This is a genomic window from Bacillota bacterium (genome assembly GCA_012842395.1).
GTDB lineage: Bacteria > Bacillota > SHA-98 > UBA4971 > UBA4971 > UBA6256.
Map to the genome: position 1 here is coordinate 35,522 of DUSX01000018.1, position 23,120 is coordinate 58,641.

The following is a 23,120-nucleotide window of genomic DNA, read 5'->3' on the forward strand; positions in this document are numbered from 1 at the left end:
ATTGCAGCAACACGGCTCAGCTGAATCGCGCAAGACCATCGCCATGCCCGGCCAAACTGGTAGGCACTGGGGAAGTCCAACGGTCTTACGCATCCTCACCTAGTTTATGTGGCCGCCGCTTACCCCAAGACGCTTCCCGCGTTCGGTGCAATCGTTTCCTGGCGAAAACCCTCCATTGTCGGAAGGATCTCTTCAATGAGAGTTGAATAGATGACGTACCCGTTAAGTCATGCTAAACACCCCCCGAACCTGACGGCTCGTGCACGGACCAGCTCGAGCCATCCCGGGGAGATGCCAGGGGGACCGCACTTGGACCATGTGAAGCATCTTCGGTGTATGACGTGTGGCGCGGTCGTGGAGAGCGACGTCGACGGACGCGGGGCGCTCACATGCCCGTCCTGCGGCAGCCTAGGCATTCTCGACGTGGTGTACGATTACGATGCCATTACGCGCAGGATAGGCGGAGACAAAGGGCGTGATGCCGGCCGCGAGGCCTTTGGCGCCACCGGCGAAGGCTCCATGTGGCGCTACTTGCCGTTCCTGCCGGTCGACCCGGCCTGGGAAAGGCCGCCGCTTCGCGTGGGGTGGACACCGCTCTATGATGCGCGTCAGCTTGCCCGCGCCCTCGACGCGCGCTCCGTGTTCGTCAAGGACGAGGGGGTAAACCCGACGGCATCGCTCAAAGACCGGGCCTCGGCTATCGCAGCCGTCCGCGCGAAGGCGGCCGGCCGGCGCGTCGTTGCCTGCGCGTCCACGGGCAACGCCGCCTCGTCGCTCGCAGGGTGCGCTGCGTCGATGGGCCTCCGGTCGTGCATCTTCGTGCCAAGGCGGGCTCCCCGCGGCAAACTCATGCAGCTGCTCATGTACGGTGCCACGGTCGTCTCCGTGGACGGGTCCTATCACGACGCGTTCTCGCTTTCGGCGACCGCGATCGACAAGTGGGGCTGGTACAACCGCAATGCTGCGATCAACCCATACCTCGTCGAAGGCAAGAAGACCGTGAGCTTCGAGATATGCGAGCAGCTCGAGTGGCAACTCCCCGATTGGGTCGCGGTCGCAGTCGGCGACGGGTGCACCATAGCCGGTGTGTACAAGGGCTTCCATGACTTTCGGATGACGGGCCTCATAACGCGAATTCCGCGTATTCTCGGCGTCCAGGCCGCCGGATGCCAGCCCATCGTGGAGGCGTTCAAGTCGGGCGCAGACCGCGTCCGGGCGTGGCCCGAGAACACGCTGGCCGACAGCATAGCGGTGGGGGTACCTCGCAACCCGACGAAGGCCCTGCGCGCGGTGGGCCTGTCCGGCGGTCACATGATCGCCGTGACTGACGAGGAGATCCTTCGCGCCATGAGATTGCTCGGCTCGACGACCGGCGTGTTCGCCGAGCCGGCCGGAGCTGCGAGCCTCGCCGGCCTTATCGCCGCTTTCGACAGTGGCGTCATAGACCGCTCGGAGAAGGTTGTCGTGATCGCCACCGGCAACGGGCTCAAAGACATCGCCAATGCCGAGAGGGCAGCGCCGCCTCCCATCGAGGTCGGCCCGGGCATGGGCGAGTTGGAACGGGCACTTGGGGCGCGCGCAGGTGACCTTCTGACGCAGGAGGAATGATGTTGCTAGGTAAGAAGATCCGAGAGAAGCGCCGCGAACAGGGGAAGAGCCTGAGCGAACTCGCCGCGCTCACCGGGCTCACAGCGAGTTTTCTGAGCCAGGTGGAAAGAGACGTGGCTGAGCCGTCCATTACATCGCTCCGCAAGATCGCTGAGGCGCTCGACGTCCCGATATTCTACTTTCTCCTCGATTCGGACGGTTACAGCCCCGTGGTGAGGAAGGACAGCCGGAAGACGCTGAAGTTTCCCCGGTCCCACTTGGCGTTCGAACTCCTGTCGCCCGACCTTAACAGGCAGATGGAGGTCATGATGGCGACGCTCAAGCCCGGCACTTCAACCTGCGAGGAGCCCCTGGCTCACCCTGGCGAGGAATGCACCGTGGTGCTACAAGGGGCCATGGACATACAAGTGGGCGACGAGCGCTACCACCTTGAGGAAGGCGACAGCATCTACTACTATTGCGCTATTCCGCACAAGATCACGAGCGTCGGCAACAAGGACCTCGTTTTCATCTCCGCGATCACGCCGCCGGAGTTCTGACGGGCTCCGCGTTTCTGGAGCCGCAGTGGCGGGCGGGGAGCGGGCGGTCGGCCCGGTCCGGACGGACCGTGGCCCTCGGTGGTGGCCGAGAGAACTGGGGACTAAGTATGGTACCGTAGGTTTTCGCCTCTTTTCTCGGGAGCGCTGGGGCTCCCGGTGCTCGCACGACTGGACCTGGGGGATTTGGCCATACCGCGTGCCGAATTCGAACGGGTGCGCCACAAGCGCGGTGTCCGCCCCCGAGGGGCAAGGCCGGTAGCCTTAGGCAGCACGTGCGTGCGGAAAAACAGCGCGAATTCCTGGCGGTCCACTTGGTCATCCGGGAGGAGAGGGCAACATGCGGACGACGATCGTTGTGGCGCTTGGAGGCAACGCCATTCTGAAGCCCGGCGAGAAGGGCACCGCCGAGCAGCAGATGAACAACGTCCGATCCACGTGCCGGAACATAGTTCAGCTTCTGAAGAGAGGCTACAGGGTGGTCATCACGCACGGCAACGGTCCGCAGGTCGGCAACATCCTCATCCAGAACCACAGCGCGCGCGACATCGTTCCGGCGATGCCGCTCGATGTATGCGGGGCTGAAAGCCAGGGTCTCATCGGCTACATGATCCAGCAGGCCATGCACAACGAGATCGCCCGCGAGGGCATGCGGGCCTCGGTGGTCACGGTACTCACACAAGTGGTGGTGGACCCCGCTGATCCCGCGTTCGCGAATCCGACAAAACCGATCGGCCCGTTCTACTCGGAGGAAGAGGCGAAGCGCTTCATGGCGGAGCGGGGCGAGGTGTGGAAGGAAGACGCCGGCCGCGGTTGGCGCAAGGTGGTCCCATCGCCACTCCCCGTTCAGATATTCGAGAGGCGTGCTATCGAGAGCCTCCTCGATCGGGGAGAGGTGGTCATCGCCGCGGGCGGCGGGGGTATTCCCGTTATCAAAGAAGGTGACGCGCTGCGTGGGGTGGAGGCGGTTATCGATAAAGATCTCGCCAGCGCCAAGCTGGGAACGGACATTGGCGCGGACGTGCTGCTCATTCTGACTGATGTGGAGAAGGTCGCGCTCAACTACCGCACCCCGGCGCAGGTCTTTCTCGACAACATGACCGTCGAGGAAGCCAGGCGCTACATGGCCGAGGGACACTTCAAGGCGGGGAGCATGGGTCCCAAGGTGCAGGCGTCCATAGACTTCGCTTCGTCGGGCGGGCTTGCGATAATCACCTCCCTCGACAAGTGCCTGGAGGCGCTCGACGGCCGGAGCGGCACGAGGATATCACGCTGAACCGCGCGCTGACCCGCTGTTGAATGTGCGTCCGGCGAAAGACGGAGGTGCGGGGGGAGGGGAGTCGGCATGGACTTCCTCATCGTTGGTGGGCTTGTGGTGACCGCTAGAGGGGAGTTCCGCGCGGATGTGGCCGTAGACGGGGGTAAGGTCTCCGCGGTGGGCGAAGGTTTGCCCAGAACGCCCGAGGCCGTGGTCCTGGACGCGTCAGGCAGTTACGTGCTCCCCGGGGTCATAGACGCGCACACCCATTTCGCACTTCGTTCGCGCGGGACGGTCACTGCGGATGACTTCGCGTCGGGCATGCGTTCGGCGGCGTGCGGAGGCGTCACCTGTGTCATCGACTTCGCCGACCAGGTGGCGGGCACCTCGATGCCGGTCGCCGCCCGGGCGCGCATAGACGAGGCGGCAGCCGTTGCGTCGGTCGACTTCGCCCTTCACATGACCGTCACGAACGTGCCGACGGACATCGAGGCCGAGGCCACGGCGCTCGCGGGGATGGGCGTCGGGGCGATCAAGCTCTTCACGACTTACCGTGCCGCGGGTTACCTTCTTGATGACGCGGACTTCCTCGCTGTGTGCAAGGCGGCGAGGAACGCCGGCCTCCTCGTGACGGTTCACGCCGAGGACAACGACACCGTGGAGGCGCTCGAATCCGCGCTTCGGGCGCAGGGCAGGACATCGCCCGCGCATCATGCCGAGTCGCGCCCGCCGGAGGCAGAGGCGACGGCCATAAGAAAAGTGGCCGCGAGCCTCGGCGCACTCGGGATCCCCGTGTACTTCGTTCACGTATCGAGCGCTGCTGGTCTCGAGGCGGTCCGTGAGGCCCGGCGACTGGGACACACGGTATACGTGGAGACATGCCCCCATTACCTCCTGCTGACGTCCGAGCGGTACTCGGGCGACATGGCACGCGAGTTTGTCATGACACCGCCGCTCCGGGAAGCGGCGGATGTAGCCGCGCTTTGGGACGCCGTCCTTGGCGGCGAGATCGACGTCATCGCCACAGATCACTGCGCTTTCACGCGCGAGCAAAAGGCTCTCGGGGAGACGTGCTTCGATGTCCTTCCGGGGATCCCCGGGGTCGAGACATTGCTGCCCCTTGTTCATCACGAGGGAGTCGTGCGCCGTGGCATGAGCCTGCGCGACATGGTGAGGATGCTTTCATACAACCCCGCCAGGCTGTTCGGGCTGTTTCCAAGGAAAGGGACTATTGCCCCGGGCTCTGACGCGGACATCGTGATATTCGATCCTGGGTGCATCCGCACGATCAGCGGGTCGGAGCTTCACTCAAGGTCAGGATACACGCCGTACGAGGGGATGAGAGTACAGGGCTGGCCCAGGATGGCTATGGTTCGAGGCAAGGTCGTGTGCAGGAACGATCAGTTCGTCGGGGCTCCCGGCTGGGGCCGGTTCGTTGCGGCAGCGCCCAGCGGGCGAACGGCGGAGGAGGGATGAGTTTGGGCGGCGTTGGCACGGACAGGGAACAAGCTACTAGGATAAGGAAGGCTGTGGAGGGATACGCGGAGAACATCATCACGTTTCTTCGAGAACTGATCGCGATACCGAGCACTAGCACGAACGAAGGCGAGTGTATCCGCCGGATCCGGCTTGAGATGGAGAGGGCCGGGTTCGATGTCGTGAGGGTGGACGCTGTCGGTAACGTCATCGGCACGATGGGGTCGGGGCCGCGCAAGATCCTGTATGACTCCCACATCGATACTGTGGGCGTGGGGGATCGCGCCGCGTGGAAGTGGGACCCCTTCCAGGGCAAGTACGAAAACGGCATCATATACGGGCGTGGTGCGTCCGACAACAAGGCTGCCATTGCCTGCATGGTGTGGGGCGCCCGCGTCATGAAAGACCTGGGTCTTCTTCCCGACGACGTGACCCTGCACGTTGCTGGAATCGTGCAGGAAGAGGATTGCGACGGGTGGGCCGTCCACGAGATGATCACCACTCAGGGGATTCAGCCCGAGTGCGTGCTGCTTGGCGAGTGCACTAATCTGCAGATAAACCGCGGGCATCGCGGCCGATGCGAGATCAAGGTGACCACCAAGGGCGTGTCGTGCCACGCGAGCGCTCCCTCTCGCGGGGTTAACGCCATCTACAAGATGATGCCGATAGTGGCGGGCATCGAGGAACTCAACGGCAGGCTCAAGAACGATCCGTTCCTCGGGCGCGGGACCATCGCCGTAACGTCGATCGAGTGCAAGACCGGCTCGCTCAACGTCGTGCCCGATGAGTGCACGATCTACGTTGACAGGCGGATGACGGTGGGGGAGACTACCGAGTCATCCATCGAAGAGATCCGGTCCCTCCCGGGAGCCGAAGATGCGGAGGTGAGTCTGCTCACGTACGATTCGCCGAGCTACACAGGATACAGGCGGACATGGGAGAAGTATTTCCCAACGTGGGTTCTGGACGAGGACCATCCCCTTGTGGAGGCGGGCGTGAAGTGCGCCGAGTCCCTTTTCGGAGAAAGGCCCCGCACAAGCAAGTGGGTGTTCTCGACAGACGGTACCGCCACCATGGGTAGGCTCGGTATCCCGACGATCGGGTTCGGGCCTGGCGAGGAACGGCACTCTCACTCGGTGGACGATCAGGTGAGCGTGGAACATCTCGTCAGGTCGGCCATGTTTTATGCTTTGTTTCCGAGGGTGTACAGGCATGTAGCCGAGCGATCCTTCTAGGTGCGGCGCCTGAGGTCTCCGTATCCTTTCTTGAGGGTGCCAGGGTTGCCGGTGCTTGCCCGACGTGGGGCTGGGGCATGGATTTGGCGTGCGGCGCGCGCCGAAAAGGCGCGACGTTGCGGGATTCCAATGAGGAAGCCTTCTGAAGAAGGACCGTCCTGACCAGATCGCTCCGTTGGAAGGGGCAAACAGCAGGAGAGGAGGAATACACAGTGCATTCTTTATTGCGCGGCAAGCATTTCATCACCACGCAGGAGTGGACCAAGGAAGAGCTGGAGATGGTCCTGGACGTCGCCTGGGACCTCAAGAAGCTGTTCGCTATGGGGGTGCCCCATCGTTACCTACAGGACAAGACCCTTTTCATGATGTTCTTCGAGCAGTCCACGAGGACCCGGAACTCCTTCGAGGCTGGCATGACGCAGCTCGGCGGGCATGCTCACGATCTCACCCCCGACAAGCTGCAGATAAGCCACGGAGAGGCTGCGAAGGACACGGCGATGGTCCTCAGCAGGTATGGCCACGGCATCGCCATTCGAAACTGCTTCTTCGGAATAGGCAACAAGTACATACGCGAGGTCGCCAAGTGGTCGAGCGTCCCCGTGTTCAACATGCAGTGCGACCTATACCATCCGTGCCAGGCGCTCGGTGACCTCATGACGATAAGGGAGAAGTTCGGTGGGGAGCTCCGGGGACGCAAGTTCGTGATGTCGTGGGCTTACGCCCCGAGCTACATGAAGCCCATGTCGGTCCCGCAATCGCTCATCCTTCTCATGACCCGGTTCGGGATGGATGTGACTCTCGCCCACCCGCCCGAGTTCAGGCTGATGCCGGAGATCATGAAGCAGGCCGAGGAAAACGCCCGGCAGGCAGGAGTGAAATTCGAAGTGGTCCACGACATGGACGCGGCCTTCGAGGGGGCGCACGTAGTCTACCCGAAGAGCTGGGGAGCACTCATGACCACCCAGGACAAGGATGAGTCAATGGCAATCGCCAAGAAGTACACAGACTGGATATGCGATGAGAGGCGCATGAAGCTCACGGCCCCGGACTCCATCTACATGCACTGCTTGCCGGCCGACCGTGGCTACGAGGTGACCGACGAGGTGATGGACGGGCCGCACTCGGTGGTCTTCGACGAGGCCGAGAACAGGCTGCACGTGCAGAAGGCGCTCCTTACGCTTTGCATGGGCGGGCGGCCATGAGGGTGCCCGTGAGCGCTCGCACCTGACAGGTTCGAGCAGGGCGCAGCTCGTATGCTGAAAAACAGCGCGAGCTTCCGGCGATCTACCCAGGCTCGGCCTGGTGCCCCGGGGGCGGCCACAAGGCCTGGCACTGCGTGGCAATGATTGATGAAGGGTCGGTGATGTCGAGTGGCGGGTGTGCGTTGTGATGCGGTGGGCCATCGCGATGATGCGGGGGATACCCGGGGGCCGGGGGAGAGGCCCGCTCTCGCGCCGAGGACGACGCTCGAGGTGAACGTGCGCGTGAACGGTCGCCTGGTCACGGCCGATATCCCCGCGACGCGGACCCTGCTCGAGTTTCTGCGTGATGACCTCGGCCTCACCGGCACGAAGGAAGGGTGCGGCAAGGGCGAGTGCGGCGCGTGCACGGTGCTCGTGGATGGGAGGCCTGTCAACTCCTGCCTTATGCTGGCATATCAGGCGGACGGGAAGGACGTCGTGACCGTGGAAGGCCTCGAGCGCGACGGCAAGCTTCACCCGATCCAGGAGGCGTTCGTCGCCGAAGGCGCCGTGCAGTGCGGGTTCTGCATCCCGGGGATGATCATGTCAGCAAAAGCGTTACTGGATGCCGAGCCCTCGCCGACCAGGGACGAGATCAGGCGAGCGATATCAGGCAACCTCTGCAGGTGCACTGGATATGCCAAGATAGTGAAGGCGATCGAGAGGGCGGCGGCCGCGCTCCGGCCGACAGAGCGTGACGGGGAGCCTGGGAGCTCGGGTGCGCCCGGGGAGGAGAAGGGCGGCCGCGCCGAGGCCGACCCTGAGCTGAGGTGAGCTGCGGAGCGGTGATCCTGGCGGCGGGCGAGTCGCGAAGGATGGGGAAGCTCAAACAGACCCTACCCTGGGGCGACCGCACTGTGGTGGAAGCCGCGGTTGACGCAGCCCTCGGCGCGGCGGACGTTTGCGAGGTCGTGGTGGTGCTCGGACACGAAGCCCGGTCTGTGGCGGCGGCGCTCGCGTCGCGTCCTCGGCCGAGGATGCGCTTGGTCGTGAACGCTGATTACCGCCTCGGCATGCTTTCGTCGGTCAAGACCGGGGTTCGCGCGCTATCTGATGAGATCGAGGCGTTCCTCATCGCTCCAGCAGACCAGCCTGGCATCTCTTGTGAGGATTATCGTCTCGTCGTGCAGGCGTACCGGAACGCACGGCCTCGTGTGGATGTGGTCATACCCACGTATCGCGGACGCGGCGGTCACCCGACCCTTTTCGCGACCGGCCTGAGGCACGAGGTGCTGGACCTGCCGTATGACGGGCGCGGACTTCGCGACCTCATCGCGCGGCATGAGGACCGCGTTCTCCGGGCGGAGCTGGATAGGCCGGGGATGGTAGCGGACCTCGACACCGCGGGAGATTACGAGCGGGCTCTCGAGATGATGAAAACGCGGATGCACTGATGAATCTGCTGAGTAAAGCAGTGGGAAGGAGGGGACGAGCAACCAGTGAACACAGGACGCGCAAATGAACCGGAGAGCGGGCTAGAGGCTGAGCATGGGCCGGAGGCAGGGTCCGGCCTCCGGCCAGGCCCTCGCAGGTCCGCGTCGGGTGCCGGGCCCGCTGACGCTCTTGCCATTTACAAGGCGATAGCCCGCCTCATCGATGAGGGCGGTCGTGGGGCGCTCGCCACCGTGATCGCCACCGAGGGTTCGTCGCCCGGGCTTCCCGGCTTCAAGATGTTGGTCTTTCCGGGCGGGGCCACCCTTGGAACCGTGGGTGGAGGTGCGCTCGAAGCAAGGATCATCCGTGAGGCCGAGGATGCCCTGGCAAGCGGGAGGCCGAGGCTCGTCGAGGTGGAGCTCGCGCCAGGCACCCAGGATAACCTGGGAATGATCTGCGGCGGCACGGCCACGGTGTACATCGAGCCCATCGTGCCGAGGCCGCGGGCCGTAGTGTTCGGCGCTGGACACGTAGGCGCGGCGGTAGCGCACATAGCTACCGTGGCGGGGTTCAGCGTCGTGGTTGTGGACGACCGGCCGGAGTTCGCCGACAGGGAAAAGCTCGTGGCCGATGAGGTCGTCGTGTCGGATCTTGGTGAGGCGGCCCGCGCGGTGCGGATGGACGCCGGAACGTACGTGGTCATCGTTACCCGGGGTCATGCCCACGACCGGAGGGTCCTGGCGGAGTGCCTGAGGCGCGATCCGCGGCCGTGTTATATCGGCATGATCGGGAGCCGGTCTAAGGTGCGTGCTACGTTCGATGCGCTCCTCGGCGAGGGCTTTTCTCAGGAGGATGTAGCGTGCGTGCATGCGCCGATAGGCCTAGATATAGGCGCGCAAACCGCGCAAGAGATCGCCGTGGCCATCGTCGCTCAAATGATCCAGGTCAAGAACAACAAGCGCTGAGCACGCTCGCTCGCCCCGGTAGGCTGAGCATGGGGCTATGAGTCTTCGTTTCTCTTTCTGAGGGGGCTAGGGTTGCCGGTGTTGCGCTCCGGGGACGGCGCGCTTGCGGCGCGCCTCGTTCGAATTCGGCGCGCGGGACGGCCGAATTCTCAACGCCCCGTCGCACAACCACCGGCAACCCTAGGCAGGACTTATGTGGTGCAACGCAGCGCGAGCTCGTCTCGTAAGGTAGGGATCTACTCGGTAGGGATCGGTCTGGTCTGGGCCGGGCTGCGGAGTTTTGGCGAGGAGGCGGTCATCCGGATGGGTGCTAGAGCCACGGTGAGGGAGCTTTCACCCGAGGTACGGAAAGGGGGCTTCGAGGAGGTCCAGGGCGGGCTCGCGATTCACGAGGCCCTCGCTGAGGCGTCGAGGTGCCTTTTTTGTCACGACGCTCCGTGTGTTGCAGGATGCCCTGCCGGCGTGGATGTGCCGGGCTTCATCCGCAGGTTGAAGACGAAGAACTTCATCGGTGCGGCCCGGCTCATACGCGAGGCCAACGTGTTCGCGGGCATCTGCGCGAGGGTGTGCCCCGCCGAGGAGCTTTGTGAGAAGAGGTGTTCAAGCACGAACCTTTCCGAGCCGATAGCGATAGCCGCGCTTCAGCGGTTTGTCGCAGACGAGGAGATGAAGCGGGGGATCAGGCTACCTAGTCCCGGCGCCCCAACCGGTAAAAGGGTTGCGGTGATCGGGTCCGGCCCTGCGGGCCTTGCGTGCGCCCACGAGCTCGCACGCCGGGGCCACGCGGTGACGATCTACGAGAGCGCGCAGAAACCAGGCGGGCTTCTCGTCCGCGGGATACCCCGGTACAGGCTCCCGCTCGCGGTGGCCGAGGCCGAGATAGCCGCGGTGCTCACGTCCCCTGCCATAGAAGTGAGACCCGGAGCTTGCGTGGGCAGGGACGTGTCCATAGACGACATCCGCAAGTCGTGCCACGCGGTTTTCCTCGCTCCCGGCCTGGGCTACCAGTCGTTGCTCGGGATTCCGGGAGAGGACCTTGTGGGCGTTCTTCCGGCCGGCGAGTTTCTGCAGATGACGGCCACTGGCGACCGCCCGCGCCTTTCCGGAAAAGTAGCGGTCATCGGCGGTGGGAACGTCGCGATGGACGCAGCGTGCTCGGCGTTACGCTGCGGCGCGGCGGAGGTTGTCGTGCTCTACCGGCGTTCGCGTGACGAGATGCCTGCCTGGAAAAGGGAGTACGAATTCGCCCTCGCGGAAGGCGTGAGGTTCGAGTTCCTCACGACCCCTGTGAGGTTCGTCGGACGAGATGGGCGTCTCGCGGGAATCGAGTGTGTCCGCACACGCCTAGGTGAGCCTGACTCGAGCGGGCGGAAAAGGCCGGAAATGATTCCTGGCACCGGGCATATGATCGAGGTACACACCGCCATCGTGGCGGCGGGTCAAGCCCCGTGGCCAGGGATCGCTGGGCTTTTCGCCGGGCTTGCCCTTGACGGCGCCGGCGCCATCGTGGTGGGGAACGAGACCCGGATGACGTCGGTCGAAGGGGTATTTGCCGGGGGCGACGCTGTGAACGGCGGCGCCACCGTCGTGGAGGCCGTGGCCGAGGGGAAGCGGGCGGCGGAAGCCATCGATGGTTACCTGAGGTAAACGGGGTCCCGGCGGAACTCGGGAACTCGGAGGTGAGGTTCAGGCGATGGGCATCGGCTGGGTGGCCAGGCAAAAACGAACGCATCTCTTTTCTTCACTCGCCCGCTCTGGCGACGAAGCAACGGTCACGCGCTACGACATCTCGGTGCGGACCGATGTCGAACAAGGAAGGCTCGAGGCCACCGCTATCCTCGTCCTGAAGGCACTGGCGCCTGGCGTGACGAGGCACTGCTTCGTGCTGAACAAAGGGCTTGAAGTGAGCGCCGTGGTCGTGGACGGAAGGCGCTTGGAGACGCGTGAGACGGAGCTCGCGGACGCACCGGGGTTGAAGGCTGTGTGGGTCTACCTTCCGGAGTCTCTCGAAGAGGGACGGGAAGTGCGACTCACCTTCGTATACGGCGGCCGACCGGCGGGCGGCAGGTGGGCGAGCATAGAGGAAGGCGGGCTGCGCCTCTCGCGGAGGTCAGCATGGTATCCAGTAGGAGCGGGGTTTGATTCGTTCACGGCGAGGGTGTCGTGCGCGACGTTCCCGGGGATGCTGGGAGTGACCGACGGGGATCTCGTCTCATCGTCAGAGACGGAAGGCCAGGCTGTGTACGTCTGGGAGACGCGCGAGCCCATTTCCGGGCTTGCGCTCACGGCCGGGAGGTTCACGCTCGAGCGTGCGACCCATAAGGGTCTTGAGCTCGACCTTTACTTGGGCCCCCGCCTCGCGGAGCGGGCCTCTGAGGTCATGGAGCTTTTCCGCAGGGTCATAGACGCGTACATATCGATGCTCGGCGAACCGGAAGCCCGGCGTTTTGCCGTGGTGCTCAGGCGCCAGTACCCAGGGGATGAGCACCTCGTGCGACTCGTCGCGGCTCTTGCCCACGAGACTGCGCACATCTGGTGGGGCAGTCCGATCTCGGTCGGGTTCGGCGATACATGGTTTCACGAGGCGCTGGCGCGGGCGATGGCTTACGAGACGGTCGGGCGCGTTCTCGGGGATGAGGCACGCGCTGCGCTCATCCACGAGGAGATCGACAGGTATGCGGCCGACTCCGCCGTCGGATCGGGCGGCGAGGAAAGCGTGCTGTCGTGGGCGAAGAGCCGGGTGCTCGACGCGCCGAGACACGTCTGCATCAGGTCAGCCTTGGTGTTGAGGCTGGTTCACCACACCCTCGGAAGCGAGGCCTTTTTCGAAACGCTCAGACGGCATGTGGCGATGTACAGGGCGAAGCCATCCGGCCTCGGAGAGTTCGTCAAGATCGCTGAGAGGGTGTCGGGAAAGCCCGTGGACGGGCTCATCAGGCAGTGGCTCGGCACAACCGCGAGTTTTGCGTATGAGATCCGTGGCGCGCGATGCTCTCCAAAGCCTGGGGGAGGCTTCGTCACGAAATTCTCGCTCGTGAACACGGGCGACGCCGTCGGTCCCGTCCAGGCTGACGTGCTCCTTGCGGGCGGTGAGTGGCAGACACGAGAGAAGGTCACGCTCACCGGCCGGGATCAGGTGCTCATGATATGCACCAAACATCCTGTTAGGTGCATCGTGCTTGATCCCGATGTATATCTTCCAAACCGGAGCTGGAAGCGGTGCAAGGTCAGCCTTGCTTCGGATATGACGCCGTAGGTTCTCGCGTTTTTTGAGAGTGGCAAGGTGCCGGTGCTTGCGCTCAGGACAGCAATGGCGACCTTACGAGCTAAAGCACAGATTCTGAAACAGGGGAGGGACCGGAGTTGGCAGACTTATCCATCGAGTTTTGTGGGGTGAGATTCCCAAATCCGTTTACGCTCGCCGCCGCACCCCCGACGGACAGCGCCGAGCTCGTGGCGCGGGCCTTCGAAGCCGGTTGGGGTGGTGCCATCCTCAAGACGACCTCGGTCGAGACGGAGGTTGTCGACCTCGTGTACCCGATGATGGCCGGGCTGGACTACGAGGAAAAGAAGCTCATGGGCCTGGAGAACATCGACCTCATCTCCGAGCGTCACATCGGAGAGGTCGAGCAGGACGTGAAGGCCCTGAAGAAGGAGTACCCCGACAGGGTGGTCGGCGCAAGCATCATGGGCGCGAAAAAGGAGGACTGGCAGGAGCTCGTGCGAAGATTGGAGGCGGCCGGCGTGGACCTCATCGAGTGCAGCTTCTCGTGCCCGCACGGAATGCCGGAGAGGGGCATGGGCTCCACCATCGGCCAGGACCCGGAGCTCACAGAGCGGACCGCGCGTTGGGTGAAAGAGGCCGCGAAGCGCGTCCCGGTCGTCATCAAGCTGACCCCACAGATTGCGGATATCACCGCGGCAGCCCGTGCCGTGAAGAGGTCGGGGGCTGACGGGGTCTGCGCCATCAACACCCTGAAGAGCCTCATCGGGATCGATCTCGACACGTTCGTTCCATATCCAAACGTGGACGGCTATTCAACCTTTGGCGGCTATTCAGGGCCCGCCATCAAGCCCGTTGCCCTCCGGTGTGTGGCTGAGATCGCCAAGGCCGTAGACATCCCGATTGCTGCGGTGGGTGGGATCAGCACGTGGAGGGACGCAGTGGAGTTCCTTTTGGTAGGGGCCACGAACATCCAGCTTTGCACGGCTGTGATGAGGCATGGCTTCAGGATCATCGAGGATCTTATCGACGGGCTCGATGTTTATCTAGAGGAAAAGGGCATGAGCTCCGTTCGCGAGCTTGTTGGCAAATCCCTCCCATATATCGTTGAGCACTCACGGCTCTCACGCAAATACAAGGTGGTTGCGACCATCAATCACGAAGCCTGCATCAAAGACGACCTCTGCTACATCGCTTGCAGGGATGGCGGGCACCAGGCCATCGAGCTCGGCTCGGACCGTCTGCCCAGGGTGGACGAGAACAAGTGCAAAGGCTGCGGTATGTGCGCCGCGGTTTGCCCGGTTTACGAGTGCATACAGCTCAAGCCAAAGGTGGGAGTGGTGTGAGGCCATTTAGCGTCGTGGTCCCTGAGAGCGTGGATGAAGCTGTCGAGGCCCTTGCCAGGTGGGGGCCCGAGGCGCGCGTCATAGCAGGGGGGACCGACCTTGTCGTCGAGATGAAGGAGGAGAAGCGCGCCCCGGCGGTCCTGGTGGACATCAGCCGTCTCGAGGAGCTCCGTGGCGTGCGCGTCGAGGACGAGGGCGGCCGAGCGGCCTCGCGTGCGGACAAGCCCGGCGGGGCAGCGGCTGGTGGCGGCGTCGTGGTGTGGGTCGGCGCGCTCACGACTCATGCCGAGGTCGCGTCGTCTCCCACTGTGAGGGCGGCCGCCCCGTTGCTCGCTGACGCTTGCGCCCACGTGGGCTCGCCCCAAATAAGGGCGCGGGGAACCATTGGCGGCAACCTATGCACGGCTTCCCCGGCCGGGGACGTGATACCACCGCTTTTCGCGCTGGAGGCGTCGGTCGATGTGAAGGGCTCGGCGGGCGTTCGGACCATCGAGATAGAGTCGTTCTTCGTTGGCCCGAAGAAGTCGGCGCTCACTCCGGACGAGCTGGTGCTTGGAGTGAGGTTCCGCGCGCTTGGACAGGGGTATGTGTCGTTCTTCCGCAAGCTGGGTCAGAGAAGAGCGCTTGCCATATCCGTGGTGAGCGTGGCCTTTGTCGCGCGGCTCTTGTCTCCCGCGACGTTCGACGACCCGCGAGTGGCTTTCGGCGCGGTCGCGCCCACGGTCGTGAGGGCGCGCACGGTTGAGAGGGCGTTGGCCGGGAAGAAGCTTGATGTGGCTGCCGCAAGGCATATCTCGCGCCTCGCATTCCGCGACGTGATGCCCATAACCGACATAAGGGGATCTCTGGCTTACCGTCGCGAGATGGCATGTAACCTTCTTTACGAGGGTCTGTTACGCTTCACCGGTGAGCGCGATGGTGAAGGCGAGGGCCGGGCCGGGGGCCGGGGCGGCGACGCCGAGGAGGTTGGGCAGGCATGAAGGTTAACGTTGTCCTGTTCGGGACCATGCGCAAGTATGCGAAGGAAGACAAGTTCCAGATGGAATTGGAGGAGGGTGCGAAGCTCTCCGACCTCTTTGACCGCCTCAAGATAGAGGACAGGGTGTACATCATCGTCCTCGTGAACGGACGGCGGGCGGACGAGGAGACTGTGCTCACGGAGGGCGCGAACGTGCACATTCTGACCCCGGTCGGGGGCGGGTGAGCGCTTAAGACGAGACCAAGCATCGCCGCGCCACGGAGCATGGCGCAGTGCGTGTGCGCAAGATGCGTGTCGGTCGCGAGGAGGGAGCGCGTTGAGTGAGCAGAGGTGGGTCGGCGCCCGGGTTTCCCGGGTCGACGCGGCGGAGAAGGTCACTGGGAAACTCAAGTTCATGTCAGATCTCTCATTTCCGGACATGTTGTGGGGAGCTGTCCTGCGGAGCGCGTGCCCACACGCTCTCATAAAGAAGATAGATACCTCGAGGGCCGAAGCCATGGACGGCGTGGTGGTCGTCCTGACTCACAAGGACGTGCCCGGCCTCAACGGCTTTGGCATAGTCGTTCCCGACCAGCCCGTGCTCTGTTTTGACAAGGTGCGCTACATGGGTGACGCGATCGCGCTGGTGGCCGCGGTGTCTAGAGAGAAGGCGAGCGAGGCTCTGCGGGCCATCGACGTTGAGTACGAGCCCCTTCCGGTCGTAGACGATCCGGAGGAGGCCATGCTGGAGTCCTCTCCGAAGGTGCATGCCGGCGGCAACATCCACCACCACATCAAGGTGGAGAGAGGGGACGTGGACGCGGCGTTCCGGGAGGCCGCGGTGGTGGTCGAGAACACCTACTATACCCCCAGGCAAATGCACGCCTTCATGGAGACCGAGAGCGGCGTCGCTGTCATGGATGAGGAGGGCAACATCACCGTCTGGTGCGGAAGCCAGCATCCCTTCAGGGATCAGCTCCAAATAGCGCGCGCCCTCGGCATGAATCCCAGGAAGATCCGCGTCGTGTCGACGCCTGCCGGCGGGGCATTCGGAGGCAAGGACGAGATAACGGTGCAGATATACCTCGCTCTCCTCGCCCTCCGGACGCGGCGTCCCGTGAAGATCGTGCTTTCGCGGGAGGAGTCGGTCATTGCCGGGATCAAACGGCATCCTATGAAGATCCGCATGAAGACCGCGGCTGCCGCTGACGGGACGCTCCTGGCCAACGAGGTGCGCGTGGTCGCCGACACGGGCGCGTACGCCTCGCTCGGCGGTCCCGTCGTGAACCTTGCCATCGAACACTCCTGCGGGCCCTACCGCATGCCCAACGTGAGGCTGGAAGGGTTCTGCGTCTATACCAATAATGGCCTCGCGGGGGCGTTTCGAGGGTTCGGCGCGAACCAGGTGACGTTCGCGATTGAGACGCAGGTGGATATGCTCGCCGAACGCCTCGGCATCGACAGGCTCGAGTTCCGCCTCAAGAACGCTCTGCGCCGCGGAGATGTGGCGGCTCTCGGGCACGCGATGACGGCATCGGTCGGTGCGGCGGCCACCCTTGAGGCTGCGTCCAGGTGCGACCTCTGGGTGCGGCGCGAAGAATTGAAGACAGAGGCCTCGTCCCGTTACAAGAGGCGAGGCGTGGGGCTTGCGACCGAGCTTCACGGGTGCGGGCTGGGCCTGGGGCTTCCCGACTACGGTGCTGCCACCATAGAGCTTCTGCCCGACGGACGGTTCGCTGTGGGCGTGAGCTGCCCCGAGATCGGCCAGGGCAACACCACGGCTTTCGCCCAGATGGCTGCGGACTGCCTCGGATGCTCCGTCGGAGACATCGTGGTGGTGTCGGGGGATTCAGGGCAGACAATGGATTCCGGAACGTCCACTGCGTCTCGCTCGGTGTACACCGGCGGGAACGCCATTCGGACTGCATCTGCCAGGATGCGCGATGTCATTGCGGACATAGCCGCCGAAGGGCTGGGCGTGCCGCGCGACGACATCGCTTTCGAGAGCGGGGGAGTGCGGGCCAAAACGAGCCGGCCGTGGGAAGGCGTGCCCGCTCGCGGCTTCCTCTCGTTCCGAGACATCGCGCGACTTGCGGAGGAAAGAGGCAGGAGGCTGAAGGCTGAGGGAGACTTCATCTGGCCAGTCGCTGACAAGGGCGTCGAGGGGCACTTCGGCCTGCCGCATCTCATCTACTCTTACATCACTCAGGTTGCGCTCGTAGAGGTGAATATGCTCACCGGAGAGGTCGACGTGCTCCGGGCCGTGTCCATCCCAGACCCGGGCAAGGCCATAAACCCTGCGGGCATTGAGGCGCAGTCCGAGGGGGGCGTGGTCATGGGGATGGGATACGCGTTGATGGAGGACACCGTGATCGAACAGGGGATCACGAAGACGCCCAACTTCTCGACGTACATTATCCCGACCTCCCTGGACGCGCCGGACATCGAGACCATAATCGTCGAGGAGCTTGAGCCGTCCGGGCCTTTTGGAGCCAAAGGAATCGGCGAGGCGGTATGTGTGCCCATCACGCCTGCCATCACAAACGCCATCCACGATGCCACCGGCATATGGGTGACGCGAATACCCGCGACCGCGGAGAGGGTGTACATGGCTCTCAAGAAACGGGACTCGGAGGTCGCAGGGGCTGCGGGCGCGTGAGGGCATACGGCGCTGCGCCGGCTGGCCGCACACGACGCGAGGGCGCGGCGCGTGGCGCCGGAGATTGAAAGGGGGCTTAAGGCACGTGGGCAATGCTGGAGGCGGAGACCCGGTCGCCAGGGATAGCCTGCAGGATGAATTCAGCATAGTGCACCACCGGGCGAGGCGCGTGGACGCGGTGGAGAAGGTGACCGGCAGGGCGAAATTCGCGGCGGATCTGTACTTCGACGGCATGCTTCACGCGCGTGTGCTGCGGGCGAAGTTCCCCCACGCCAGGATCGTGCGGATCGACGCGAGTGAGGCATCGAGGGTTCCGGGAGTCATTGCCGTCATCACGCACGAGGACATCCCTGGCGTCAAGACCTTCGGACCGGTGCGGCAGGACATGCCCGTGTTCGCCTTCGACAAGACACGTTACTTGGGCGACGGCGTGGCGATGGCCGTGGCGACCACCGTGGAGGCGGCCGAGCAGGCCTGTGAGCTGGTCCGCGTCGAGTACCAGGAGCTTCCCGCCGTTTTTTCGCCGGAGGAAGCCATGGCGGAGGGCGCACCGATCCTGCACGATGACGCGCCTGGGAACGTCGTGAACCACCATGTGGTGCGTAAAGGTGACGTGGACGCCGGGTTCGCCGCGTCGGACGTCGTCGTGGAGCGCGAGTACCGCACCCAGTTCATCGAGCACGCGTACATCGAGCCCGAGGCCGCAGTGGCGGTCCCGAACCCGGCCGAGGGGTCGGTCACGGTATATGGGTCGATCCAGAACCCTTTCACTGCGAGGCGCGTCGTGGCGCAGGTCCTCGGGGTGAGCCTGAACAGGGTCCGGATCGTCCAGTGTGCCATGGGAGGGTCGTTCGGAGGCAAGGATGACGTCATGTCCTGCATGTGCGCGCGGGCGGCGCTGGCGGCCCTCAAGACGGGCAGGCCCGTGAAGATCGTGAACACCCGCGAGGAGTCCATCGTGGAGGGATACAAGCGACACCCATATTTGCTCAGGTACAAGGTGGGGGCAACGAGAGATGGCAGGCTCCTTGCCATGGAGATACGCATCCTCGCAGATGCGGGAGCCTACGCTTCAATGACGCCTTTTGTGACGTGGCGCTCGGTGGTACAGGCGACCGGACCTTACGAGGTTCCCAACGTCAAGACGGACGTGTACGGCGTATACACCAACAATACGTATACCGGCGCCATGAGGGGGTTCGGGAGCCCACAGATCATCTTTGCTCACGAGTCCTTGATGGACGAGCTCGCGGCGGAACTCGACATGGATCCGCTGGATCTGCGCCTCCGGAACGGCTTCCGGCAGGGGTCGGTCACGGCCACCGGCCAGGCGCTGGACGACCACGCGGTAAGCCTTGTGGAAGTGATGGAGAAGGCCTCGGAGGCCATCGGATACCGCGAGAAGAGGCGGGCATATGCTGAGGCTGCGCGGCGGGAGAGAGCAAGGAAGGTCCGCGGGGTCGGGCTTGCCGCGAGCTACCGCGGCGTCAGCCTGGGCGGGGAGGGCGTGGATGCGACGGGAGCCATCGTCTCCGTGCAGCAGGACGGCAGCGTGTACGTGTATGCGGGCCTAGCCGAGAACGGCCAGGGGCTCCGCACGATATTCAGCCAGATCGCTGCGGAGGAGCTCGGGTGCAACTTGGAGGACGTGGTGTTCATGGACACCGATACCTCGCTCATCCCCGACGGCGGCCCTACGGTGGCGTCGCGGAGCACGGTCATGGGCGGCTCCGCAGTGCGCGACGCCGCCCGGAAGGTCCGGGAAACGCTCCTGGGTGTGGCTGGGGAGATGCTCGGGACGTCCTCCGACGCGCTGCGGTCGTCGAGAGGCAGGATATTCGTGTCCGGCGATCCTGCGCGTGGCTTGAGCTTTAGAGAGGTGGCGCAGGCAGCGTACAATCGCGGGGAGCTCATGGCGGCCTTCGGGTGGCACAAGGGCCCGAAGGTCTCCTGGGACGAGGAGCACGGCCAAGGAAGGGCGTACTTCACGTATGTGTATGCCTGCCAGGCGGCTGAGGTCGAGGTGGACACCGAGACAGGCAAGGTCAGGGTGCTGAAGGTGGCAGCCGCGCACGACGTTGGCAGGGCCATCAACCCCGCGACCGTGGAGGGACAGATATACGGCGGCGTGGCCATGGGGATGGGATACGGCCTACTGGAAGAGGTGGAAATGTCGGGTGGCGTCACGAGGACGCAGAACTTCGACGAGTACCTCATCGCCACGTCCCTGGACGTGCCAGAGGTCATCCCGATACTGGTGGAGAACCCCGATTCGTACGGCCCGTATGGCGCGAAAACCGTCGGGGAGCCTACGTGCGAGCTTCTCGCGCCGGCCATTGCGAACGCTGTGGCGCATGCGACGGGCAGGCGAGTGCGGGAGCTTCCGCTCGACCTGGAGAGGGTGTTGCTGGGGCGGTCGCTCAGGGCGGCGCGCGGTAAGAGGGGAAGTGAGATGTCATGAGGCTCCCGAAGGTCGGCTATGTGGTGCCGGAGACCTTGGAAGAGGCCAGCGGGTTTTTGCGGGAACATGCCGGGCAGGCCATGGTCGTCGCGGGCGGCACGGATGTCTTGGTCCAGCTCAGGCGGCAGGCCTGGCGCCGGGAACGGACTGCTCTCCGGTGGCTCGTGGATATCTCGCGAATCCCAGGGCTTTCGGGGGTATGGACCAGCGCCGGCACCATCACCATCGGGGCGCTCACGGTGCACGAGGAGGTGGCCCGAAACCCTGTCGTTCGGAAGGGTGCGCGGCTCTTGTCCGAAGCGTGCGCAAGCGTGGGCTCGCCACAGATCCGTGCGCGCGGGACCCTCGGCGGGAACATAATGAATGCCTCACCTGCGGCCGACACCATTCCCGCGCTCGTGGCTCTTTCCGCGAGGGTCCGGCTTGCGGACGTGGGAAGCACCCGCGACATCTTCATCACTGACTTGTTCGACGGACCTTACAGAAACCGCGCCCTGCCGGGGGAGGTTCTCACGGACGTGTATTTCGACGCCCTTCCCCCGAGGTCCGGGTGTGCCTTTGTGAAGCTAGGGCGCCGCGAGGCGCTGGCGATCGCGCGCTTGAGCTGCGCTGCTGTCATCGAACGCGACGACGCTGGGCGCGTGCTGCGGGCCACGATCGTTCCGGGCGCGTGCCTGCCGATGCCCGCGCGGGTTCCGTCGGCTGAAGAGATCTTGGTGGGCACGATCCCCGACGAAACCGTCGTTGCCGCCGCGGCACGCGAGGTTGCGCAGGAAATGGTGAGGAAGACTGGGGTCCGCTGGTCAACTGACTACAAGAGGCCCGCCCTTGAGGCTCTTGCTAGGCGCGCCATATGGCAGGCTTTGGGGGTGAACGTGGAGTGAAGACAGTAGAACCGGGGACGAGCGTGACCATATCGTTCAGGGTCAACGGTCGCGGGGTCGAGGTCGAGGTTTCGCCGGAGGACAGGCTCATAGACGTGCTCCGCGATCGCCTGCGGCTCACCGGCACCAAGGAAGGATGCGGCATCGGTGAGTGCGGTGCTTGCACGGTGCTTCTTGACGGAAAGCCCGCGAACTCATGCCTAGTTCCCGCTCTTCAAGTGGAGGGCCGCGAAGTCGAGACGGTGGAGGGGCTCGCGAGGAACGGCAAGCTTCATCCGCTCCAGGAAGCCTTCGTCGAGCACGCCGCGGTGCAGTGTGGGTTCTGCACGCCGGGGATGCTCATGTCAGCGGTCGCGCTCCTACGCGAGAATCCCGAGCCTACCAGGGAGGAGATCGCCCGTGCCATCTCAGGCAACCTCTGCAGATGCACGGGGTACCACCAGATCATCTCCGCGATAGAGGACGCAGCCACCAGGATGAAGGCGCCGGAGGCGCGAGGCCAGGGCGGAGAGCTTCAGCCGAGCGATTCGGCAGACTGAACCCACCGGAAGGAGGCACGGAACCATGCTCATCATCGGAGGAGGCCGTCTTCTCACCTTCGACGTCCAGGGGCGTGTGCTGGAGGACGGCGCGGTCGCTATCGAAGGCGGCATCATCCGAGATGTCGGCCGCACGAGCGAAGTGAGACGACGCTACCCGGACGCCGAGTTCATCGATGCCGGGGGCCGTGTGATCATGCCCGGGATGATCAACGCCCACATGCACCTATACAGCACGTTTGCGCGGGGAATGGCGCTCAAGGACGCGCCGCCCCGCACATTCATCCAGATCTTGGAGCGTCTGTGGTGGAGGCTGGACAAGGCTTTGGGGCCGGAGGACGTATACGTGAGCGCCCTGGTTCCGCTCATCGACTGCATCCGTTGCGGGACTACCACTATCCTTGATCATCACGCCAGCCCGATGGCGGTCGCGGGCAGCCTCGACCAGATAGCGCGCGCGGTGGGCGAGGCGGGGATCAGAGCGTGCCTTGCGTACGAGGTCTCCGACAGGGACGGCGTGGACATCGCTGACCAGGGCATCCGTGAGAACGTGAGGTTGGTCGAGAGGTGCAGGCGCGAACGGGGCGAACACCTCGCCGCATCGTTCGGGCTCCACGCGCAAATCACCTTGTCCGATGCGACGCTGGCGAAATGCCGCGAGGCAGCCGAGGGGCTCGATGTCGGGTTCCACGTGCACGTGGCTGAGGGACGGGAGGACGTCGAGGACGCGCTTGCGAAGTCGGGCAAGCGGGTCGTGGAGCGTCTGGACGCCTTCGGCATCCTCGGTCCGAAGACCATCGCCGCTCATTGCGTTCATATCACCGAGGCCGAGATGGAGATCTTGCGCGAGCGGGACGTGAACGTGGTGCACAATCCCGAGTCGAACATGGGTAACGCCGTCGGTGTGGCGCCCGTCCTGCGGATGATGGCTAGAGGCGTTAGAGTCGGTCTCGGCACCGACGGCTACACCGCCGACATGTTCGAGTCGGTCAAGGTCGCTAACACGCTCCACAAACTCGCCGAGAAAAACCCCAGCGCTGCGTGGAGCGAGGTCCCGGCGATGGCGTTCGGGAACAACCGCGAGATCGCTCGCAGGGTTTTCGGGCTTAAGCTGGGCGTGCTCGAACCGGGCGCTGCCGGTGACGTGATAGTCGTGGACTACCGTCCACCGACGCCGCTCGACCCCGGCAACTACTACAGCCACATCCTCTTCGGCATGAGCGGCGGGCTCGTAGATACCACGGTGGTGGCTGGGCGTGTGCTCATGCGCGGCCGTAAGCTTTTGGGGCTCGGCGAGGAGAGGATCACTGCCCGCTCGCGGGAGCTTGCGAGAAGGGTGTGGGAGAGGTTTTGACCG

At 64.3% G+C, this 23,120-nt stretch carries 19 protein-coding genes; all 19 read left to right on the forward strand.

Translation table 11 applies throughout. The features are described from left to right. Positions 1–336: 336 nt before the first annotated feature. The 19 genes from thrC to ssnA all read left to right on the forward strand — a co-directional run bounded on the left by thrC (position 337) and on the right by ssnA (position 23,117). Complete coding sequence (thrC, locus tag GX515_06305) at positions 337–1,608, forward strand: threonine synthase (protein ID HHY32628.1); 1,272 nt, start codon at positions 337–339, stop codon at positions 1,606–1,608. Positions 1,609–1,610: 2 nt separating this feature from the next. Beyond that, positions 1,611–2,147 (forward strand): cupin domain-containing protein, encoded by a 537-nt coding sequence (locus tag GX515_06310; GenBank protein ID HHY32629.1) that lies wholly within the window; start codon positions 1,611–1,613, stop codon positions 2,145–2,147. 337 nt (positions 2,148–2,484) lie between these two features. Next, entirely contained in the window at positions 2,485–3,420 is a 936-nt protein-coding gene (gene arcC / locus GX515_06315; protein ID HHY32630.1) for a carbamate kinase, read from the forward strand. Positions 3,421–3,489: 69 nt separating this feature from the next. Next, positions 3,490–4,878 (forward strand): dihydropyrimidinase, encoded by a 1,389-nt coding sequence (gene hydA, locus GX515_06320; GenBank protein ID HHY32631.1) that lies wholly within the window; start codon positions 3,490–3,492, stop codon positions 4,876–4,878. Further along, entirely contained in the window at positions 4,875–6,113 is a 1,239-nt protein-coding gene (locus tag GX515_06325; GenBank protein ID HHY32632.1) for a YgeY family selenium metabolism-linked hydrolase, read from the forward strand. Before hydA ends, GX515_06325 begins: the two co-directional genes overlap by 4 nt. 212 nt (positions 6,114–6,325) lie before the next feature. Beyond that, positions 6,326–7,315 carry an ornithine carbamoyltransferase gene (gene argF / locus GX515_06330; protein ID HHY32633.1) on the forward strand — a complete coding sequence of 330 codons (990 nt, stop codon included), beginning with the start codon at positions 6,326–6,328 and terminating at the stop codon, positions 7,313–7,315. A 270-nt stretch (positions 7,316–7,585) separates the two neighbouring features. Then, on the forward strand, positions 7,586–8,128 hold the full coding sequence (locus GX515_06335; protein HHY32634.1) for a (2Fe-2S)-binding protein: 543 nt from the start codon (positions 7,586–7,588) through the stop codon (positions 8,126–8,128). Between the two features lie 41 nt (positions 8,129–8,169). Continuing rightward, entirely contained in the window at positions 8,170–8,748 is a 579-nt protein-coding gene (locus GX515_06340) for a nucleotidyltransferase family protein (protein ID HHY32635.1), read from the forward strand. Between the two features lie 45 nt (positions 8,749–8,793). Then, on the forward strand, positions 8,794–9,693 hold the full coding sequence (locus GX515_06345) for a xanthine dehydrogenase (GenBank protein HHY32636.1): 900 nt from the start codon (positions 8,794–8,796) through the stop codon (positions 9,691–9,693). 198 nt (positions 9,694–9,891) lie between these two features. After that, complete coding sequence (locus tag GX515_06350) at positions 9,892–11,340, forward strand: NAD(P)-dependent oxidoreductase (GenBank protein HHY32637.1); 1,449 nt, start codon at positions 9,892–9,894, stop codon at positions 11,338–11,340. 46 nt (positions 11,341–11,386) lie between these two features. Next, positions 11,387–12,949 carry a M1 family metallopeptidase gene (locus GX515_06355; GenBank protein HHY32638.1) on the forward strand — a complete coding sequence of 521 codons (1,563 nt, stop codon included), beginning with the start codon at positions 11,387–11,389 and terminating at the stop codon, positions 12,947–12,949. Between the two features lie 107 nt (positions 12,950–13,056). Then, complete coding sequence (preA, locus tag GX515_06360; protein HHY32639.1) at positions 13,057–14,262, forward strand: NAD-dependent dihydropyrimidine dehydrogenase subunit PreA; 1,206 nt, start codon at positions 13,057–13,059, stop codon at positions 14,260–14,262. Then, on the forward strand, positions 14,259–15,242 hold the full coding sequence (locus GX515_06365; protein ID HHY32640.1) for a xanthine dehydrogenase family protein subunit M: 984 nt from the start codon (positions 14,259–14,261) through the stop codon (positions 15,240–15,242). The genes preA and GX515_06365 overlap by 4 nt, the downstream gene beginning before the upstream one ends. Next, positions 15,239–15,466 (forward strand): MoaD/ThiS family protein, encoded by a 228-nt coding sequence (locus tag GX515_06370; protein HHY32641.1) that lies wholly within the window; start codon positions 15,239–15,241, stop codon positions 15,464–15,466. Before GX515_06365 ends, GX515_06370 begins: the two co-directional genes overlap by 4 nt. A 91-nt stretch (positions 15,467–15,557) precedes the next feature. Continuing rightward, complete coding sequence (locus GX515_06375) at positions 15,558–17,879, forward strand: molybdopterin-dependent oxidoreductase (protein ID HHY32642.1); 2,322 nt, start codon at positions 15,558–15,560, stop codon at positions 17,877–17,879. A 127-nt stretch (positions 17,880–18,006) separates the two neighbouring features. Beyond that, a complete protein-coding gene (locus GX515_06380; GenBank protein HHY32643.1) occupies positions 18,007–20,340 on the forward strand; it encodes a xanthine dehydrogenase family protein in 2,334 nt (777 codons plus the stop codon). Further along, on the forward strand, positions 20,337–21,224 hold the full coding sequence (locus GX515_06385) for a xanthine dehydrogenase family protein subunit M (protein HHY32644.1): 888 nt from the start codon (positions 20,337–20,339) through the stop codon (positions 21,222–21,224). Before GX515_06380 ends, GX515_06385 begins: the two co-directional genes overlap by 4 nt. Further along, entirely contained in the window at positions 21,194–21,763 is a 570-nt protein-coding gene (locus GX515_06390) for a (2Fe-2S)-binding protein (protein HHY32645.1), read from the forward strand. The genes GX515_06385 and GX515_06390 overlap by 31 nt, the downstream gene beginning before the upstream one ends. 25 nt (positions 21,764–21,788) lie before the next feature. Next, the gene (ssnA, locus tag GX515_06395) at positions 21,789–23,117 is read left to right on the forward strand and encodes a putative aminohydrolase SsnA (protein ID HHY32646.1); all 1,329 of its coding nucleotides are present in this window, start codon (positions 21,789–21,791) and stop codon (positions 23,115–23,117) included. Positions 23,118–23,120 lie beyond the last annotated feature (3 nt).

What these genes read in the sequence shown, in the direction of transcription:
- thrC (HHY32628.1), top strand. Translation starts at nt 337, where the DNA reads ATGACGTGTGGCGCGGTCGTGGAGAGCGACGTCGACGGACGCGGGGCG.
- arcC (HHY32630.1), top strand. Translation starts at nt 2,485, where the DNA reads ATGCGGACGACGATCGTTGTGGCGCTTGGAGGCAACGCCATTCTGAAG.
- hydA (HHY32631.1), top strand. Translation starts at nt 3,490, where the DNA reads ATGGACTTCCTCATCGTTGGTGGGCTTGTGGTGACCGCTAGAGGGGAG.
- GX515_06325 (HHY32632.1), top strand. Translation starts at nt 4,875, where the DNA reads ATGAGTTTGGGCGGCGTTGGCACGGACAGGGAACAAGCTACTAGGATA.
- GX515_06340 (HHY32635.1), top strand. Translation starts at nt 8,170, where the DNA reads ATGGGGAAGCTCAAACAGACCCTACCCTGGGGCGACCGCACTGTGGTG.
- GX515_06355 (HHY32638.1), top strand. Translation starts at nt 11,387, where the DNA reads ATGGGCATCGGCTGGGTGGCCAGGCAAAAACGAACGCATCTCTTTTCT.
- GX515_06370 (HHY32641.1), top strand. Translation starts at nt 15,239, where the DNA reads ATGAAGGTTAACGTTGTCCTGTTCGGGACCATGCGCAAGTATGCGAAG.
- GX515_06385 (HHY32644.1), top strand. Translation starts at nt 20,337, where the DNA reads ATGAGGCTCCCGAAGGTCGGCTATGTGGTGCCGGAGACCTTGGAAGAG.
- GX515_06390 (HHY32645.1), top strand. Translation starts at nt 21,194, where the DNA reads ATGGCAGGCTTTGGGGGTGAACGTGGAGTGAAGACAGTAGAACCGGGG.
- ssnA (HHY32646.1), top strand. Translation starts at nt 21,789, where the DNA reads ATGCTCATCATCGGAGGAGGCCGTCTTCTCACCTTCGACGTCCAGGGG.